Genomic DNA, 17,661 nt, shown 5'->3' with positions numbered 1-17,661 from the left:
GCAGTAAGTCAGGCCTAAAAGTGGAGCTATAGCAATATATCTCACGCCTGCTTACTAATTTAAAAGCAATACAATTGGAGTTATTGCAATGGCTTATAAGCTAAAAAGTCACAGTGGCGCTGCTAAGCGTTTCAAAAAGACTGCTTCTGGCGGTTTCAAGCGTAAACAAGCGCATCTTCGTCATATTCTGACTAAGAAAACTTCTAAGCGTAAGTTACACCTACGTCCTAAGATGATGGTTCATAAAAATGACCATGGTCTAGTTTCACGTATGTTACCGTTCGCTTAATAGGGGTTTTTAGAAATGGCAAGAGTTAAACGCGGCGTTGTCGCACGTGCACGTCACAAAAAAGTTTTAAAACAAGCAAAAGGTTACTACGGAGCACGTTCACGTGTTTACCGCGTAGCTTTCCAGGCTGTTACTAAAGCGGGTCAATACGCTTACCGTGACCGTCGTGCGAAGAAACGTACTTTCCGTCAATTATGGATTGCACGTATCAATGCTGCTTCACGTCAAAATGGTCTGTCTTACAGCCGTTTTATCAATGGTCTTAAAAAGACTTCTGTAGAAATCGATCGTAAGATCCTTGCAGATATCGCTGTTTACGACCAAGTTGCATTCGCAGCGCTTGTAGAAAAAGCAAAAGAAGGCCTAGCCGCTTAAGCTTTTTTGTATAAGTATTAAAGAGGAGCCTATGGCTCCTTTTTTTGTGCCTGCTATTTAGTAGTTTTATTTCAATTACAAATACCTATCCGTAATAATATTTGCTCAAGTTGGGAGATTAAACCAACCTGCATAAATCTTTGAGTAATTTAACTAATTATACCAATCCGCAATAATACCTAATCAGTTTAAGGGATTAAATTTGACGTTAACTGCGTTAAAATATTTCTTATATAGAACAACTGTATAACGAAATTTTTGCCTAGCTCTAGCGTAATTTTCTTAATGTTATATAGACCCATATATGAGCAGATTGTTATTAAACCTAGCGTTAACGGCGCTAAAAATTCTGATTCAGTTCAACAATGAAGAGGAGTTTGAACCAGTTGTTTTTTTTAAAACTTTATATCGATTATTCGTTAGCGTAATAAAGCCTTAAATTTCAAACATAAGTGAGTCATATGCTATTGGCTGCTTTTTTTTGTTGAATCACCGCAGTTTTCTCATTATAAAAAATTAAGTTGATATAATTTATATAATTAAGGCGTTTGTTAGAGAATTTTATGTTTGCAAGTTTACTCGTTTTATCTGCAAGTGTGGCGTATGACGCACATTTACCTCCACTCATTGAGTGGCAGGGAAAAAGTGTAGAGCTTTTACAAAAACAGGGCCCATTAACAACCGATTTTGAGTTGTCTAACGGTGAGATATCGCCTAATTATGCAGATACTATGGCATTTGTTGATAGGCTCGTTGCAGCAAACCCTACTCAGTTTCAATCTCAAACTATTGGCTACAGTAACAGCAAACGTGCAATTAAGATGTTGATAGCGAGCGAGCAAGGTTTTTTTGAATCAGGACAAATGGCTAATAGCACTAAGCCGACTATTTTTATTCAAGCGGGAATACATTCTGGAGAGATAGACGGTAAAGATGCCATGTTTATGCTGCTCAGAGACATAGCCACGGGTAAGCGTCGTGACATTTTAAAAAAGGTAAACATATTATTTATTCCTATTTTAAATGTAGATGGACACGAACGTAGCAGTGCATTCAATCGTATCAATCAGCGAGGCCCTACAAAAATGGGCTTTAGAACAAATGCTAATAACCTTAATTTAAATCGTGATTTTACTAAATTAGATACCCCAGAAGTTAGAATCGTTTTAAAGGTTATTAACGACTACAACCCAAATTTATACATTGATGTACACGTAACCGATGGCGCAGATTACCAGTACGATGTGACTTATGGTTACAATCCAGTATTTTCGAGCGAATCGCCTGCGGTATCTGATGCTTTAAATCAATTTTTTAAACCCCTAATAGATGAGACGCTAGTTAAACAAGGACATACGCCAGGGCCACTTGTTTTTGTTATGGATAAGCGAGATTTTAAAAAAGGGTTAGCGGGGTGGGTTGCTACGCCGCGTTTTTCAAATGGTTGGGGTGATTTAAAGTCATTACCGACTATTTTAGTAGAAAATCATTCATTAAAGCCATACAAACAACGTGTTTTAGGAACTTATGTATTTTTAGATGGTGCTATTAATGCACTATCTAAACATGGTCATGAGTTAGCTAATGCAGTTAAAAAAGAACAAGAATTTGTTCCTAAACAGTTAATAGTCAAGCGTGGCTATGCCAAGCAGGCTGATACGATTGCACAATTTAAAGGTATTGAATATTCATCAAGCATGAATGCGCTCTCGGGCCAAAATGAAGTTAAGTATTTAGGTAAAGCACATACATATACTGACTTACCTATTTATTGGCAGAAAGATGTACAGCATACAGTTGAAGTACCCAAAGCGTTCTTTATTCCGCCTGTATACATTGATATTATAGAAAAGTTGAAACTACACGGTGTCTCTATTAATAAGCTGGAAGGTGAAAATACACAGCCTTTAAAAGTAGCAAAGGTGGCAGAGTATACGTTTGACAAAGCGCCATTTGAAGGTCGTTTTAGAGTATCAGCGAGTTTTGATTATATCCCTGCAATTAATGTTGATTTAGATGGTTGGTACCAAGTAACAACTCAACAAAAAGCAGGTGAGCTTGCAGTGCATTTATTACATCCTGAAGCGCCAGACTCATTTTTTGCTTGGGGGGAATTTAATACAATTTTTCAGCGAACAGAATACATGGAAAATTATGCGCTCATCCCATATGCTCGTCAAATGCTAAAAGATAATCCGAAACTTGCACTCGCGTTTGATAAAAAAATCAATGACGATAAGACGTTTGCTCAAGATGCGGACGCGCGTTTGAATTGGCTATATGAGCAAAGTCCGTTTTACGACCAAGCTTATTTAAAATATCCGATACTCATGTCGTTTGAAGAGAAGGTTGCTATACCGGATCAAAAGAATAAAGAAATATAATACGCCCTAGGGCGTGCAATACACAAATACTTGTAGGGCATAATAGGTGTGTTATGAAAATACTAGCTCATTTATAATTGGCTAGTATGGTTGACTTTTTACTTTGATGATTGAAATAACATATAAGTATAAAAGATAAAAATAAGCAGACTGTTTTTTAAAATAGCTGTATAATTTAACCAGTTTATTTGATAAATAAGAAATAAAATGTCTCTAAATCACGTAGATCGCCAAATTTTGGCACTTTTACAACAAGATGCCAGTTTATCAACAGCTGAAATTGCTGATAAAGTCGGCTTGTCACAATCACCTTGCTGGCGACGCATCGCTAAACTTGAGCAAGATGGATACATAAAAAGCAAAGTAGCTCTTTTAGATGAGAAAAAACTAGGCTTTGATATGCTTGTATATGCACATGTGCGGTTATCAAATCATGGTAAGAAAAACCTTGCTGAGTTTGAAAAGCTGATTATGAGCTACGACCAAGTGACTGAGTGTTACACTATGGCTGGAACAATGGACTTCATGCTACGTATTATTTCACAAGGCATTGAAGGCTATGAGCACTTTGTCCGTGATAATTTATTAAGCTTAGAATACGTACAAGAAGTACATTCTAATGTAACAATGACATGTGTAAAACGTAGTACTTCTCTTCCTTTATAAAAGCACTTTCTTTTTAAAGCTAAACTGCTTTAGTTTAGCTTAACCACACAATGACAATTGTTAACTGAGCGCTGATTTGATAGAATTTAGCGCTTTTTTTATACCCATTATACCATTTGAGGAACTCAATGTTTAACTTACTCAGTAGGGCGCCAAGCTCTGCTAAAAACGATATACTGTCTGGATTGACTGTGGCGTTAGCCTTAGTTCCAGAAGCTGTTGCGTTTGCCTTTGTAGCAAATGTAGAACCTTTAGTTGGTCTATATGCCGCGTTTATCGTTGGTTTAATTACGGCAATATTTGGTGGCCGTCCTGGTATGATTTCAGGTGCAACCGGTGCCTTAGCTGTTGTTATGGTAAGTTTAGTACTTGATCATGGTGTAGAGTACCTATTTGCTACCGTGCTCTTAATGGGGATATTGCAAATACTAGCGGGGATATTTAAGCTCGGAAAGTTTATCCGTATGGTGCCTCATCCGGTAATGCTGGGTTTTGTAAATGGTTTAGCAATTGTTATATTTTTAGCCCAGCTAGGGCAATTTAAAGTGCCTGACGGTATGGGCGGGCAAGAGTGGATGACAGGCAGTCCATTGTTTATCATGCTGGGATTAGTGGCATTAACAATGGCAATAATTCACTTTTTACCAAAACTGACTACAGCGGTTCCTTCGTCATTAGTTGCCATAGTAACAGTGACAGGATTAGTGATTGGTTTTGATTTAGAAGCGCATACCGTGCTTGATTTCTTAAAAGGAATGACGGGCGACGAAGCGGCAACAATAGCCGGCGGTTTACCAGAATTTCATATTCCTATGGTGCCTTTTAACTTTGAAACACTGCAAATTATTTTTCCGTATGCACTTATTTTAGCAGCTATTGGTTTAATTGAATCGTTATTAACGCTTAGTTTAATTGACGAAATAACAGAAACACGCGGCCACAGCAACAAAGAATGTATAGGTCAAGGCGCTGCAAATATTACCTGTGGTATGTTTGGTGCAATGGGGGGCTGTGCAATGATTGGCCAGTCTATGATAAATATAAATTCAGGTGGGCGCTCTCGTTTATCAGGGATAAGTGCTGCGCTTATGTTACTTGGTTTTATTATTTTTGCCTCAAGCCTAATTGAAATGATCCCATTAGCTGCACTTGTTGGTGTAATGTTTATGGTTGTACTGGGTACATTTGAATGGGCAAGCTTTAAAATGATGAAGCGTGTACCATTATCGGATGCGTTTGTAATTGTGCTTGTATCAGGTGTCACGGTTATTACCGATTTAGCAATTGCGGTGTGTGTAGGTGTTATCGTCTCAGCACTTGTATTTGCTTGGCAACATGCTAAACAAATATATACAACTAACTACATTGATGAAGAAGGCGCTAAAGTCTACGAGCTACATGGTCCGTTATTCTTTGGTTCGGTTAAAAACTTTTCTGAGTTGTTTGACGTAAAAAATGATCCTAAAAATGTGATTGTTGAATTTAAACATAGCCGAGTATCGGATCACAGTGCAATAGAAGCAATTGATACGCTTGCTGAAAAATATACAAAAGCCGGTAAACAACTTCACTTGCGTCACTTAAGTAAAGACTGTACTCAGTTATTACATAAAGCTCGCGATTTGGTTGAAGTGAATGTGATTGAAGATCCAACTTATAAAGTTGCTTCAGACAAGCTTGCATAATTACTTATTCAATAAATAGCATTAAAAAAGCGAAAGGTTACGGCCTTTCGCTTTTTTATTATCAGCGGTGCTGAACTTTGCGTTAAGGCTCTTAAAAACTAAGACAGTTGGCAGTGCTAAACATTCTTATAAATCGATATAATGTGTAAATATAATTATTATTAAAAGTTAATTTTACGCTGTTTTTTATTATCAAAATAAGAAAATATCAGGCCAAGCGAAAAGTTGATTTTATATAATTAGGCTTTAACACTGTGGAGTAAAAGTAAATTTTGAACTGGCAATCGTTAGTTGATAACCGACAACGCTTTTTTTGGCTTTTGCAAATTGCAGGCTGGATTGGTTATGCACTGGTAAATTACATCGGCTCTAAAGTATTTGAAATGCGTGATATTTACGTGTTTGTTATTTTACTCAATGCTTATGCCGGCTGTTTAATGACAGTGCCACTTCGTTATATCTATCGCACAATATGGAACGCCTCCCCTTGGGTGCTTATGTTGGTGGTATTTGGTGCCTCTTACATAACCGGTACTTTGTGGGCGGTGGTTCAAAAGTTCAATCTATGGGAAATTTACCGACACGGATATAGGCCTGAAGAGTGGTTTTATTACTTACAACAGGGTTTAGATTCAGTTTATATTATACTGTGTTGGAGTGGTTTATACTTTGGCGTTAAGTATTATCAATTGCTACAAGGTGAACGGCAAAAGGCGTTAAAAGCGACTACCATGGCACATGAAGCGCAATTGAAAATGCTAAGATATCAACTAAATCCTCATTTTTTGTTTAACACGCTTAACGCAATTTCTACATTGATTTTGGTGAAAGAAAATAAAGATGCTAATTTAATGGTCTCTAAACTTAGTGACTTTTTGCGTTATACATTGAATACTGATCCCATTAAAAAAGTTCCGCTAGAGCAAGAACTTCATGCGCTTATGTTATACCTTGAAATTGAACGTGTGCGATTTGACGAACGATTAAAAGTAAACGTTGAAGTAAGCGAAGAAGCTAAGCAAGCATTATTACCGAGCTTAATTTTGCAACCTATTATAGAAAATTCAATTAAGTACGCTATTGCACACTTAACAGAAGGCGGTGTGATTGATATTAAAGCGCAAGTGTTTGCTAATGAGTTACTGTTAGAGGTTGGCGATAATGGTCCTGGAACAGAAATAAAAGATGGCCAACTCGTCAATGCCCAAGGGGTTGGTGTCGCAAACACAAAAGATAGATTAAAAACGCTCTACGAAAATAATTATTCGTTTGTATTATCACATAATACGCCAAGTGGATTAAAAGTTAATCTGCGAGTACCGTTTGAGAAGGCTGTGAAGAAATGATAAAAATAAAAACACTTATTGTTGATGACGAACCATTAGCACGTAAAGGTTTAGATGTAAGGCTTGCAGAATTTACAGATATTGAAGTAATTAAATTATGTAGCTCTGGTGCTGATGCAATTGAAACATGTAAAAACGAAAAAATAGATTTGGTATTTTTAGATATTCAAATGCCAGGCATGAATGGGTTTGAAGTCGCACGAGCACTTAGCGAAAGTACGAAAGTATTACCTGCGATTGTGTTTGTAACTGCATTTGACCAATTTGCAGTGAAAGCGTTTGAGATTCATGCATTAGATTACATTTTAAAACCCGTTGACGATAACAGACTAAAACAGGCGGTAGAAAAAGTGCATACCTATTTAAAAACGCAGCAAGACAACGCCCATAAGAAAAAACTAGCGAGTTTTGTAGCCGGTATTACAGGTAATAATTGCGAAGAAATACTTAAGAAGTTAGCCACTGGCGATACATTGACAGACAGACGCTACCCAGAGTCGTTAGCCGTAAAAGAGCAGGGGGAAATTATTCGCGTTCCGGCAGCAACAATCCAATGGGTAGATGCAGCTGGCGATTATATGTGCCTACATTGCCAAGATGGACAAACACATATTTTACGTAAAACAATGAAAGAGCTAGAGCAAGAGCTAGATCCTCATTTGTTTGTCCGCGTTCACCGAAGTGCCATTGTTAACACAAAACAAATTAGTAAATTGGTTACACAAGTTAGTGGTGAGTACTTGTTGGTGCTTGAAAATGGACAAGAACTAAAAGTAAGCCGAAGCTACCGAGATAAAGTAAAAGCGGCATTAGCAAGTTAAAGCCAACGCTTTTATTACAGGCACAAAAAATGCGAGCTAAGCTCGCATTTTTTATATTTAGTAATTATACAACAGTTACGATTTTCATTGTGTTAGTTGCGCCCACGGTTTCCATTGAGTCACCGTGAGTAATGATCACTGTATCGCCAGATTCTAAAGAGCCTTGAGCAACTAAAGTATCAAGTGCTGCTTTTACCATACCGTCTTTTTCAGTTTTTGTAGAATCAAAAAATACTGGGTAAACACCACGATAAAGTGCCGTTTGACCTAACGTACTTGCATGACGTGAAAGCGAGTAGATTGGTAAACCAGAGCTAATACGCGACATCAGTTTAGCCGTACTGCCAGATTCAGTTAGTGTGATGATTGCTTTAACAGAATCTAAATGGTTTGCTGCATACATAGCAGAAAGGGCAATTGATTCAGCATTATTAGAAAAGCGACTATCTAAACGATGTTTAGAAACGTGTGTTTCTTTTTGAGATTCAGCACCTAAACAAACACGTGCCATTGTAGCAACTGTTTCTTCAGGGTAATCACCAGCCGCTGTTTCAGCAGAAAGCATTACAGCATCTGTTCCATCAAGAACAGCATTTGCAACATCCATAACTTCTGCACGAGTGGGCATCGGGTTATCGATCATCGATTCCATCATTTGCGTTGCTGTTACTACAGTACGGTTTAATGAACGAGCACGACGAATAATTAGTTTTTGCTTGCCCATTAGTGCAGCATCACCAATTTCAACACCTAAATCACCACGAGCAACCATTACAGCGTCAGACGCTAAAATAATGTCATCAACAGCTTCTTGTGTTTCAACGGCTTCAGCACGTTCAATTTTTGCAAGTAGTTGTGCTTTTGAACCAGCCGCTTCAGCTAGAGAGCGAACGTAGCGCATATCATCGCCACTACGAGGGAATGAAACTGCTATATAATCTACGTCAATTTCAGCTGCCGTGATTAAATCTTCTTTATCTTTTTCAGTAAATGCTGGAGCAGTTAAGCCACCACCTAAACGGTTAATACCTTTATTGTTAGATAAAACACCGCCAACAGTTACAGTACAATGTACTAAGTGCCCAGCTACTTCATCAACACTTAGTTGGATAAGGCCGTCATTTAGGAGGAGTAAGTCGTTAGGGCTAACATCGTTAGGTAATTCTTTATAATCAATACCTACAGAGTTAACATCGCCTTCGCCTTTTTCCATTTTTGCATCAAGAGTGAACTTTGCACCCACAGCAAGCGTTACTTTACCTTCTTTAAAAGTAGAAACGCGGATTTTAGGGCCTTGAAGGTCAGCAAGGATGGCAATATGCTTGCCTAATTTTTTTGCAATATCGCGTACAGCTTGCGCACGGTCTTTATGATCTTGTGCAATACCATGTGAGAAGTTTAAACGTACAACGTTGGCGCCGGCGCGAATAATTTTTTCTAAATTGTTATCTCTATCGGTAGCAGGCCCAAGGGTAGCGACTATTTTTGTGCGTCTTAGCATCAAATTCTCCTGTGTGCTTAAGATGTAAGCGGGTTAACGGTTGTTTTGTTATTTAAAATACAAATACAAAAAGGTAAAAATATTTTTAGTTATGGACAATGTTTGTATTATTGCCACTATTTTATACAAAACTATTGTGTCATCATTATGACACCGGTGTCAGAATGCGTCAATGTTCTTAAATTTTAAATAGCATTGCTTTTTGTCACCCTGAGAGCACTGATGTTTGATATAATCGCGTAGCTTATTTATCTATATTAAAAAAGCATGTTGTATTAGTTATGTGATTAGTCTTTTATGACTGTATCAGTATAATGCACACGGTATTATTTACATTCACTAACCAAATAGTTGTTACCGAGGAGGACACTAAATGCAAGTTGCATTAGTCGGGTTAGGCGTTATGGGGAAAAATCTTGCTTTAAACTTGATTGAAAAAGGGATTACGCTAGTCGCTTATGACAAAAATCCGCATGCGGGTGAAGAGTTATTAAGTTGTGCTAAATCGCAAGGTATGGCCGATAGACTGCATATTGTTTCTGATTTAAGAGACATGGTAAAGCGTTTAGAAGTACCTCGTTCAATCTTACTGCTTGTTCCTGCTGGTGAGCTAGTTGATACAGTTTGTAATGAACTGGTGGATGCGGGCGTTGATTGCAATGACATGATTGTTGATTGTGGTAACAGTAATTATAAAGACGGTATAACGCGTAAACTTAAGTACCAAAATAAATTTGAATTTGCCACTATGGGTATTTCTGGTGGTGCAGAAGGCGCTCGTCATGGCCCTGCAATGATGGCAAGTGGTTCTGAGGGTGGTTGGGAACGTATTGAACCTTGGTTTGAAAAAGTAGCTGCAAGCTATAATGGCGACTCATGCTTTGCGCGCGTAGGCCAGTCTGCGAGTGGTCATTTTGTAAAAATGGTTCACAACGGTATTGAATATGCACTGATGCAATTAATCGCTGAAGTGTACCAATTGCTTCGTTTAGGCACAGGCCGTTCACCCAAAGAAGTGGCTGCTATTTTTGATGATTGGTCAAAAGGTCAATTAAATAGTTACCTGCTTTCGATTTCTAGCCATATCTTATCCCTTGAAAATCAAAAAAATGTTCCGCTTGCGGACTTAATTGATAATAAAGTTGGCGCCAAAGGGACCGGTCTCTGGACTGCGCAAAATGCACTCGAACTTGGTATTGCTGTCCCTTCACTTGTTGCTGCTGTGCAAGCTCGTCATTTAACCAATGCATGCGATACAACTGCCGCACAAGAGATGACCTATGCAACTAAATCAACCAACAACGTTGATATTGATTTAGAAGAGCTAAAAGATGCATTTACGCTTGCAAGCTTATTGGCTTATCGCCAAGGTTTAGCGCTTATAAAGGGTGCATCGCGTACACATCAATGGAAAGTTGATTTATCTAAAACATTACAAACTTGGCGCGCAGGTTGTATTATTCGCGCCGATTATTTAGATAGCGTAGCGCAAGGCGTTGAATTTATTGATTCTCTTGATAAAGAAGCTGCGGCACTTCGTAAGGTAACAGGCCAAGCAATTATGTCTGGCTTAGCGTTTCCAGTGCTTAGCTCATCGCAAACTTATTTAGCGACGTTAACTACACCAAGTAATGGGCATTTAGTACAAGCCCAGCGTGATTACTTTGGTGAACACGGTATTAAAACCCACAGTGGTGAAATGTGCCATTTAACAGATTTAGTAGAGATAGACGCTAAAGTTAGATAATAAGCAATTGTTTAAAAGTTTAAAGGCACGCTTATTAGCGTGCCTTTTTGTTTTTAGTTGTGCGTTATTATCTGCTTAATTCACCACGTAAATTGTCTTGCATTAAATGGCGAATAGTCTCAATTTCAAGCTTTTGACTAAATAAGTAATGTAACTTAGTTAAACAGGCTTCTAACGTCATATCATATCCACTAATAACACCAATATTTAATAATGCGTTACCTGTTGCATACCCCCCCATGTTTACATGACCTTTTAAACATTGGGTTAAATTAACGATGACCATTCCGCGCTTACTTGCTTCACTTAGCACCGATAAAAATTCTGGATCTTGAGGTGCATTACCCACTCCAAAACTAAGTAAGACCAAGGCTTTAATATTGTCGTTTACTAAGCTTTTAACTACGTCTCGGCTAATACCTGGGTATAAATATAGCACCCCGATAGGTTGGGGCGTTATAGGCGTTACTTGCAGCTCGTTTTCAACGTAAGGGCTAAGCTGACCTTTAATAAGTTGAATACTAATACCAGATAGCGCTAAAGGTTCAAGGTTAGGCGATGCAAATGCATTAAAACCGTCAGCATGGGCTTTTGTTGCTCTATTTCCTCTAAATAGCTGGTTATTGAAAAACAAGCTTACTTCAGCAATCGGATAGTTTGCGGCTAAATACATTGCGTTAAGCAAGTTGACTTGTCCGTCTGAGCGCAATTGTGAAAGCGGAATTTGCGAGCCGGTTACAATCACAGGCTTAGTCAGATTTTCAAACATGAACGAAAGTGCAGAGGCGGTGTACGCCATTGTGTCAGTGCCGTGCAGAACAACAAAACCATCGTATTGTTGATACTTACTTTTAATATCATCAGCAATAAGTTGCCAATGAGCAGGCGACATATCAGACGAATCAATAAGAGGACAGTATTCGTGAATATCAAATAAAGGCATTTCATCACGATTAAATTCAGCGTTGTTGACCACTGTCTCAGTTAAAAAGCCTTCGGCCGGAATGTAACCACGGCTCGATTTTTTCATCCCTATAGTACCGCCAGTGTAAGCGATATAAATGCGTTTGCGTTTCATAAAAAAAGCCCAGTAAAAAAACTGGGCTTAGTATAACGTTAAGCAGCTTCAAATACAGCTGATTAGACGAAGCGATGCACTTTTATTGTGCAACGTCACACACTAGACAGCGTGCATATACACCTTGTGGATCGTTGTAATCTTTAAGGTTTTCAACTTCAGTACTTAATTGGTTAATAACGCTTTGCAAGTTAGCTTGCGTAGCGAGCACTGATGTTTTTTGTGATTGTAGGCCTAACATTGATTTAATCGACGCATTTCCAAAGATATCTTGCATCATTTTTTCTTGCGGGCTTAAATCATGCGTCATTGTTTTAACTTCGTAGTGATTTAGTTTTGCAAGAGCAGCTGCAGCATCAACTGCATCTTGTTTATTACCAAGCTTATCTACCAAGCCTAACTCTAGAGCTTGCGAAGCAATCCATACGCGCCCTTGTGCTATTTTATCAACTTGCTCTGGGGTCATATTACGTGCTTCGGCCACAACATTTAAAAAGCGACCGTATGCTTCTTCAACACTCATTTGAATTATTTGACCCATTTTTTCGTTTAGTGGGCGAGTGATAGAAAAACCTGCCATTTCAGTTGTTGCAACACCATCTGAATAAACACCAATTTTAGACAAGGTTTTTTCAAATGTCATAAACGTACCAAACACACCAATAGAACCTGTTATTGTACTCGGCGCTGCCCAAATTTCGTTTGCTGCAGAGGCAATCCAATAACCGCCCGATGCTGCTACAGAACTCATTGAAGCAATAACCGGTTTACCCGCTGCCTTTAGTGCGAGCACTTCAGCACGAATAACTTCAGAGGCGAACATGCTACCACCACCAGAGTCGATACGAAGTACAACTGCTTTAACTTTATCATCAAGGCGTGCTTTACGAAGAAGGGCTGCAGTAGAGTCGCCACCAATTTCGCCAGCTTTACGTTCACCGTCAACAATTGTGCCCTTTGCAACAACAACGGCTACTTTTTCAGTTAGTGGATTATCAAATGCAATAGGTGGTTTAACTAAGCTTAAGTATTCACGAAATGATACTTGCTTAAATGTTTTACCATCTTCTTGTGTGCCAACTAAGTCGATAAGTTGTTGGCGGATCTGTTGACTTGTTTTTAACGAATCAACCCATTGATGATCTAGTGCATATTTACCAGCGTCACCATTTGCGGCTTGCATTTTTGCTAAATACACATCCATTGTTTCGTCAAAGTTTGATTCATCAAAAGGGCGTACTGCAGCAACATCTTGTTTGTATTCGCTCCAAAGAGCGCCTAACCAAACACGGTTAGCTTCTTTCGCTGCATCAGACATGTCATTACGGATAAAAGGTTCTACTGCCGACTTGAAAGTACCAACACGGAAAATATGCTGCGTTACTTCAAGTTTTTCAAGTGCATCTTTGAAGTAAAGTGGGTACATGCCATACCCCTCAATTGCAACGCTACCGTAAGGGTGCATAGCAATTTCATCAGCATGCGATGCTATATAGTATTGCGCTTGCGTGTAGTAATAGCCTGATGCTATAACTTTTTTACCTGTTTCTTTAAAGCGGTCAATGGCACTTGAAATTTGCTTAAGCTTATTCAAATGTGCTTTAGGCATTTCTTGTAAATCAAGAAGTAACACAGTAATGCGTTCATCTTTAGCCGCTTCATTAATTACTTCAACGATATCATCTAGTAAAATTTCACTTGGTACTTCTGAACCTGATGTCACATCGCTGATAGCTGCTTCAATTGGATCAATGTATGTTTTTTCTTCTACGATAGGACCATTAAGATTTAATCTTAGGACAGAACCATCTTCAATAATTATCTTATCGTCATCGCTTGATATACCCGCAATAAAAACAATTACAAGTAATAAAAACAAAATGTTAAGTACTAATCGACGAGAAAAGTTAATCCCAGCCCAAATACCTTTAAATATTTTTGCTATCAAAATAGCTCCTTAATTTGGTACAGCTAATACGTTTATTCCATCTTATCCTAGAATAAAAAAAAATTTAACTGCTAAATCGTAACGAAGTGTTTATGAATGTGTTTAAGTGCCCATAAATACAGTATTTTTGAAGTATTTAATAATTTTTTTGCATCAAATTAATGCGCATTAAAAATTAGTTAATTATGTTAAGAGGTTCACAATTAAATGCAGTCAAATATTGCTTATTACTTGCCATTGAAGCAGAATTAGCTAATGTGTACAGGTTAGACCAGTTAACGGGGCAGAGGATGTTAGAACAACAACTACAATTAAAACACACACAATTACGTAACCGCTTAGTGATGGGCTCAATGCATACGGGCTTAGAAGAAGGCTGGCATAACCGAAAACGCCTACGTGCTTTTTATGAAGCACGTGCCAAGGGCGGTACCGCAATGTTAATTACGGGCGGGTACAGCCCTAATTTACGCGGTAAATTGACACCTATTTCTTCCTCATTTAATAGTTATTATGACGTATTTAAGCATCGCGCATATACAGATGCTGTGCATAAACATGGCGGGAAAATTTGCCTGCAACTATTACATGCTGGACGCTATGCATATCATCCATTCAATCAAGCGCCAAGTGCCATACAAGCACCTATTAATCCTTATAAACCTAAAGCTATGTCATTAGGGTCTATTAAAAAAACAATTAAAGACTTTGCGCACTCTGCCTATATGGCTGAAAAAGCAGGGTACGATGGCGTAGAAGTGATGGGTTCTGAGGGTTATTTAATTAATGAATTTATGGCGCCTCATACTAATAAACGCGAAGATGAGTTTGGTGGTAACCTAGAAAACAGAATGCGACTTGCGCTTGAAATAGTTAAAGCAGTGAGAGCAAAAGTATCTGAAAAGTTTTTAATCATTTTTAGATTATCAGTAATAGATTTAATCCCAAATGGCTCAACACCCGATGAAGTGACAATTCAAGCTATTGAACTTGAAAAAGCGGGCGTTGATATTTTTAATACAGGCATTGGCTGGCACGAAGCGCGTGTACCGACTATTGCGAGTATGGTGCCACCTGGTGCATTTAAAGAAGCTTCAAAACGCTTAAAAGATGTAGTTAGTGTCCCAGTAATTGCTGTTAACCGAATTAATACACCTGAAATTGCTAATGATATTTTAACTGCCGGGGAAGCAGACTTAATTTCAATGGCTCGTCCGTTATTGGCTGACCCTGAGTTTTTTAATAAGTATGTAAATAAGCAATCTAAGCAAATCAATATCTGTATTGGGTGTAATCAAGGTTGTTTAGATCACGTGTTTAAGAATAAACGTGCTACCTGTTTAGTTAATCCACAAGCTGCATTTGAGCTAGATTACCCATTAGAGCAAGCGACTAAAGCTAAAAATGTATTGGTAGTGGGGGCCGGTCCTGCTGGTTTATCGGCAAGTTGCTATTTAGCGCAAAAAGGCCATCACGTCACGTTAATTGATCAAAAAGAGCAGATGGGTGGCCAATTTAATTTAGCTATGCAAATACCCGGTAAAGAAGACTTTAACCACACTTTAAATTATTACACTAATGAGTTAGCACGTTTAAATGTGAGTGTTAAATTGGGTAAAGCTTATAATGACAGTATGCTTGAAAGCTATGATGATATTATTTTTGCTACAGGTGTAAGACCACGTGAAGCAACGATTAAGTGTAATGATGGTAAACGTGTTTTTGCCTACGACGAAGTTATTCGTGGCGAAGTAGAGCTGGGTAAATCAATTGCAATTTTAGGCGCAGGTGGCATAGGTTTTGATATGGTCGCATTTTTAAGTGAGCACAAATCACAAACTATTAGCGATTTTAAAACGCAATGGGGCATTGAATGTGAGCCACAACCACATAAAGATGAACGCCAATTATACATGTTAAAGCGAAGTGCAGGGCGCTTTGGTAGTGAGTTAGGCAAAACAACAGGCTGGATACATCGCCAAGTCGCAAAACAACATGGTGTTAAGCAAATTGCTGATTGCCAATATAACAGTTTTGATAAAAATGGTTTATCCATAACTGTTGCAGGTGAGACACAAACCTTACCAGTTGATACTGTTATTGCCTGTATCGGGCAGGTATCAAATAATGAAGTGCTCAAAAATCAACTTGATAATGCTAAAGTACATGTCATAGGCGGTGCTAAACTCGCTTCAGCAATTGACGCTAAGCGCGCGATATTTGAAGCATTGCAAATTGCCCGCAGTATTTGACGAACATAATGCTATATTTGTGCAGTGAAATACTTTTTGTTTTAGTGCGGTCTTGGTTGTTTATAGTCTATAACTAAATAAACAATGAACGAACAGGACATACATGAAAAATAAAATAATTGGTATTTACGATACAATTTTGGGTAAATTATCATTTTTAGATGGTTTCCCCGCTTTACTATTTCGTTTGATTTTAGCGCCAGTAATGATTATTGCAGGTTACAATAAACTTGCGATAAGCGGTGAAACCGAAAGTTTTTTTGATAACTTTTTAGCCTCTCCCGACGTTGTTCAATGGTTTGGCAATAGTGAATGGGGATTAGGATTACCTTTTCCCGATTTACTTGCTTTTTTAGCGGGGTGGAGTGAGTTCTTAGGCGGCTGGTTTTTACTGCTTGGTTTGCTCACTCGCTTAGTTAGCATTCCGCTGATGTTCACGATGGTTGTAGCGGCAACATCAGTGCATTGGCATAATGGTTGGTTTGCAATAGCACCTACAAACCCTGATACCAGTGCAGCACAAGTACTTGATTGGCTATCTGTTCCAGGTGCCAAAGAAAGCCTCGATAACTCTTTAGAAGTACAAAACCGAATCGGGATAATTCGTGGATTAGTCGAAGAACATGGTTCTTCCGATTACTTATACGAAAAAGGTAAACCATCGATTTTAAACAATGGCATTGAGTTTTCAGCAATCTACTTTGCTATGCTATTTAGCTTATTTTTTATGGGCGGCGGACGTTTTGTCAGTATTGATTATTGGCTAAAGCGAGTTGCTCTAAAAGAATAACGACTTAACATGTATTACTAACGGCTACTTAAATTATTATTTATGTAGCCGTTTTGCGTTTTAGACTTTCAATATTTATTTTTTCAGCATTAAAATGCTACCCTAACGTTTTTAATTTTAAGGAAATAGCTGTGAACGCAATCGAGCTTCTACTTACCCGTCAATCTGATCCAAAATTAACTGATCCCGCGCCAAATGAGGAGCAACTTGCAATTATTCAGCAAGCAGCATTACGTGTTCCTGATCATGGTTGTATAGCCCCTTGGCAGTTTATTATTGCCCAGGGTGATGCGCGCCATAAATTAGGCGAAATTTATCATCAAAGTGCAGTGACAGAGCTACAAGAAGAAAAAGTAATTAATCGTGCTAAAGAGCTTCCATTTCGTGCACCTATGATTATTATTGCGATTGCAAAATACCAAGAACACCCAAAAGTCCCTCGAATAGAGCAAATACAAAGTGCAGGATGCAGTGTATTGGCAATGCAACAAGCCGCATTTGCACAAGGTTTAGGTGGCGTTTGGCGTACGGGGTATTTTGCACAAAGTCAGGCTGTTAAAAAGGCACTTAATTTGCAAGAACACGATGAAATAGTGGGCTATTTATATATAGGTACGCCGACTGTAGATTGCAAAAAATCGGCTCGCCATAAACCTGAAAATTATTTTAGTTATTTGTAAAATAGTATGAACTTTTCCTAATTCTAATAGTCTTAAATCATTAATGTTGTATATTGCTTAGAGAAAAAATTAATGGTTCGGCTGTGAGAAGTGCTTGGA

The 17,661-nt window shown here is 38.3% G+C and carries 14 protein-coding genes; 11 read left to right on the top strand and 3 right to left on the bottom strand.

The window, feature by feature from the left end:
* The first annotated feature begins 88 nt into the window (after window positions 1-88).
* From rpmI to D172_RS09545, 7 genes are all read left to right on the top strand, one after another.
* A complete protein-coding gene (gene rpmI, locus D172_RS09575) occupies window positions 89-289 on the top strand; it encodes a 50S ribosomal protein L35 (RefSeq protein WP_002960713.1) in 201 nt (66 codons plus the stop codon).
* Window positions 290-304: 15 nt separating this feature from the next.
* Window positions 305-664: a 50S ribosomal protein L20 gene (gene rplT / locus D172_RS09570; RefSeq protein WP_002960711.1), complete on the top strand. Its 360-nt coding sequence runs from the start codon at window positions 305-307 to the stop codon at window positions 662-664.
* 563 nt (window positions 665-1,227) lie between these two features.
* Entirely contained in the window at window positions 1,228-3,048 is a 1,821-nt protein-coding gene (locus D172_RS09565; protein WP_007375324.1) for a M14 family metallopeptidase, read from the top strand.
* Window positions 3,049-3,255: 207 nt separating this feature from the next.
* A complete protein-coding gene (locus D172_RS09560; protein WP_007375323.1) occupies window positions 3,256-3,714 on the top strand; it encodes an Lrp/AsnC family transcriptional regulator in 459 nt (152 codons plus the stop codon).
* 128 nt (window positions 3,715-3,842) lie between these two features.
* Entirely contained in the window at window positions 3,843-5,399 is a 1,557-nt protein-coding gene (locus tag D172_RS09555) for a SulP family inorganic anion transporter (protein ID WP_008133998.1), read from the top strand.
* A gap of 272 nt (window positions 5,400-5,671) precedes the next feature.
* Window positions 5,672-6,745 carry a sensor histidine kinase gene (locus D172_RS09550; RefSeq protein WP_007379106.1) on the top strand — a complete coding sequence of 358 codons (1,074 nt, stop codon included), beginning with the start codon at window positions 5,672-5,674 and terminating at the stop codon, window positions 6,743-6,745.
* Window positions 6,742-7,566, top strand: coding sequence for a LytR/AlgR family response regulator transcription factor (locus D172_RS09545; RefSeq protein WP_007379105.1), 825 nt, complete (start codon window positions 6,742-6,744; stop codon window positions 7,564-7,566). The genes D172_RS09550 and D172_RS09545 overlap by 4 nt, the downstream gene beginning before the upstream one ends.
* Window positions 7,567-7,630: 64 nt before the next feature.
* Here the strand turns inward: D172_RS09545 and pyk are convergent, their stop codons facing one another.
* Entirely contained in the window at window positions 7,631-9,067 is a 1,437-nt protein-coding gene (pyk, locus tag D172_RS09540) for a pyruvate kinase (protein WP_007378051.1), read from the bottom strand.
* 373 nt (window positions 9,068-9,440) lie between these two features.
* On the opposite strand from pyk, the gene gndA reads away from it, so the two are divergent.
* Window positions 9,441-10,814 (top strand): NADP-dependent phosphogluconate dehydrogenase, encoded by a 1,374-nt coding sequence (gene gndA / locus D172_RS09535; protein WP_007378052.1) that lies wholly within the window; start codon window positions 9,441-9,443, stop codon window positions 10,812-10,814.
* A 67-nt stretch (window positions 10,815-10,881) separates the two neighbouring features.
* Here gndA and ansA read toward each other — a convergent pair whose 3' ends face one another.
* The gene (gene ansA, locus D172_RS09530; RefSeq protein WP_007378053.1) at window positions 10,882-11,892 is read right to left on the bottom strand and encodes an asparaginase; all 1,011 of its coding nucleotides are present in this window, start codon (window positions 11,890-11,892) and stop codon (window positions 10,882-10,884) included.
* Between the two features lie 82 nt (window positions 11,893-11,974).
* Window positions 11,975-13,840: a signal peptide peptidase SppA gene (sppA, locus tag D172_RS09525; protein WP_007378054.1), complete on the bottom strand. Its 1,866-nt coding sequence runs from the start codon at window positions 13,838-13,840 to the stop codon at window positions 11,975-11,977.
* 290 nt (window positions 13,841-14,130) lie between these two features.
* On the opposite strand from sppA, the gene D172_RS09520 reads away from it, so the two are divergent.
* The 3 genes from D172_RS09520 to D172_RS09510 all read left to right on the top strand — a co-directional run bounded on the left by D172_RS09520 (window position 14,131) and on the right by D172_RS09510 (window position 17,562).
* Complete coding sequence (locus tag D172_RS09520) at window positions 14,131-16,092, top strand: FAD-dependent oxidoreductase (RefSeq protein ID WP_007378055.1); 1,962 nt, start codon at window positions 14,131-14,133, stop codon at window positions 16,090-16,092.
* Window positions 16,093-16,195: 103 nt separating this feature from the next.
* A complete protein-coding gene (locus D172_RS09515; RefSeq protein WP_007378056.1) occupies window positions 16,196-16,882 on the top strand; it encodes a DoxX family protein in 687 nt (228 codons plus the stop codon).
* A 131-nt stretch (window positions 16,883-17,013) separates the two neighbouring features.
* Window positions 17,014-17,562: an NAD(P)H nitroreductase gene (locus tag D172_RS09510; RefSeq protein WP_007378057.1), complete on the top strand. Its 549-nt coding sequence runs from the start codon at window positions 17,014-17,016 to the stop codon at window positions 17,560-17,562.
* Window positions 17,563-17,661: the final 99 nt, after the last annotated feature.

The organism is Pseudoalteromonas sp. Bsw20308 (assembly GCF_000310105.2).
GTDB lineage: Bacteria > Pseudomonadota > Gammaproteobacteria > Enterobacterales > Alteromonadaceae > Pseudoalteromonas > Pseudoalteromonas fuliginea.
The sequence above is the reverse complement of the archived record's forward strand: the minus strand, read 5'-3'. Positions and strand labels throughout refer to the sequence as shown.

Excerpts from the sequence above, each read along its gene's own strand:
- rpmI (WP_002960713.1), top strand. The coding sequence starts at position 89 with ATGGCTTATAAGCTAAAAAGTCACAGTGGCGCTGCTAAGCGTTTCAAA.
- D172_RS09555 (WP_008133998.1), top strand. The coding sequence starts at position 3,843 with ATGTTTAACTTACTCAGTAGGGCGCCAAGCTCTGCTAAAAACGATATA.
- D172_RS09560 (WP_007375323.1), top strand. The coding sequence starts at position 3,256 with ATGTCTCTAAATCACGTAGATCGCCAAATTTTGGCACTTTTACAACAA.
- D172_RS09515 (WP_007378056.1), top strand. The coding sequence starts at position 16,196 with ATGAAAAATAAAATAATTGGTATTTACGATACAATTTTGGGTAAATTA.
- D172_RS09520 (WP_007378055.1), top strand. The coding sequence starts at position 14,131 with ATGTTAGAACAACAACTACAATTAAAACACACACAATTACGTAACCGC.
- D172_RS09545 (WP_007379105.1), top strand. The coding sequence starts at position 6,742 with ATGATAAAAATAAAAACACTTATTGTTGATGACGAACCATTAGCACGT.
- rplT (WP_002960711.1), top strand. The coding sequence starts at position 305 with ATGGCAAGAGTTAAACGCGGCGTTGTCGCACGTGCACGTCACAAAAAA.
- pyk (WP_007378051.1), bottom strand. The coding sequence starts at position 9,067 with ATGCTAAGACGCACAAAAATAGTCGCTACCCTTGGGCCTGCTACCGAT.
- ansA (WP_007378053.1), bottom strand. The coding sequence starts at position 11,892 with ATGAAACGCAAACGCATTTATATCGCTTACACTGGCGGTACTATAGGG.
- gndA (WP_007378052.1), top strand. The coding sequence starts at position 9,441 with ATGCAAGTTGCATTAGTCGGGTTAGGCGTTATGGGGAAAAATCTTGCT.
- D172_RS09565 (WP_007375324.1), top strand. The coding sequence starts at position 1,228 with ATGTTTGCAAGTTTACTCGTTTTATCTGCAAGTGTGGCGTATGACGCA.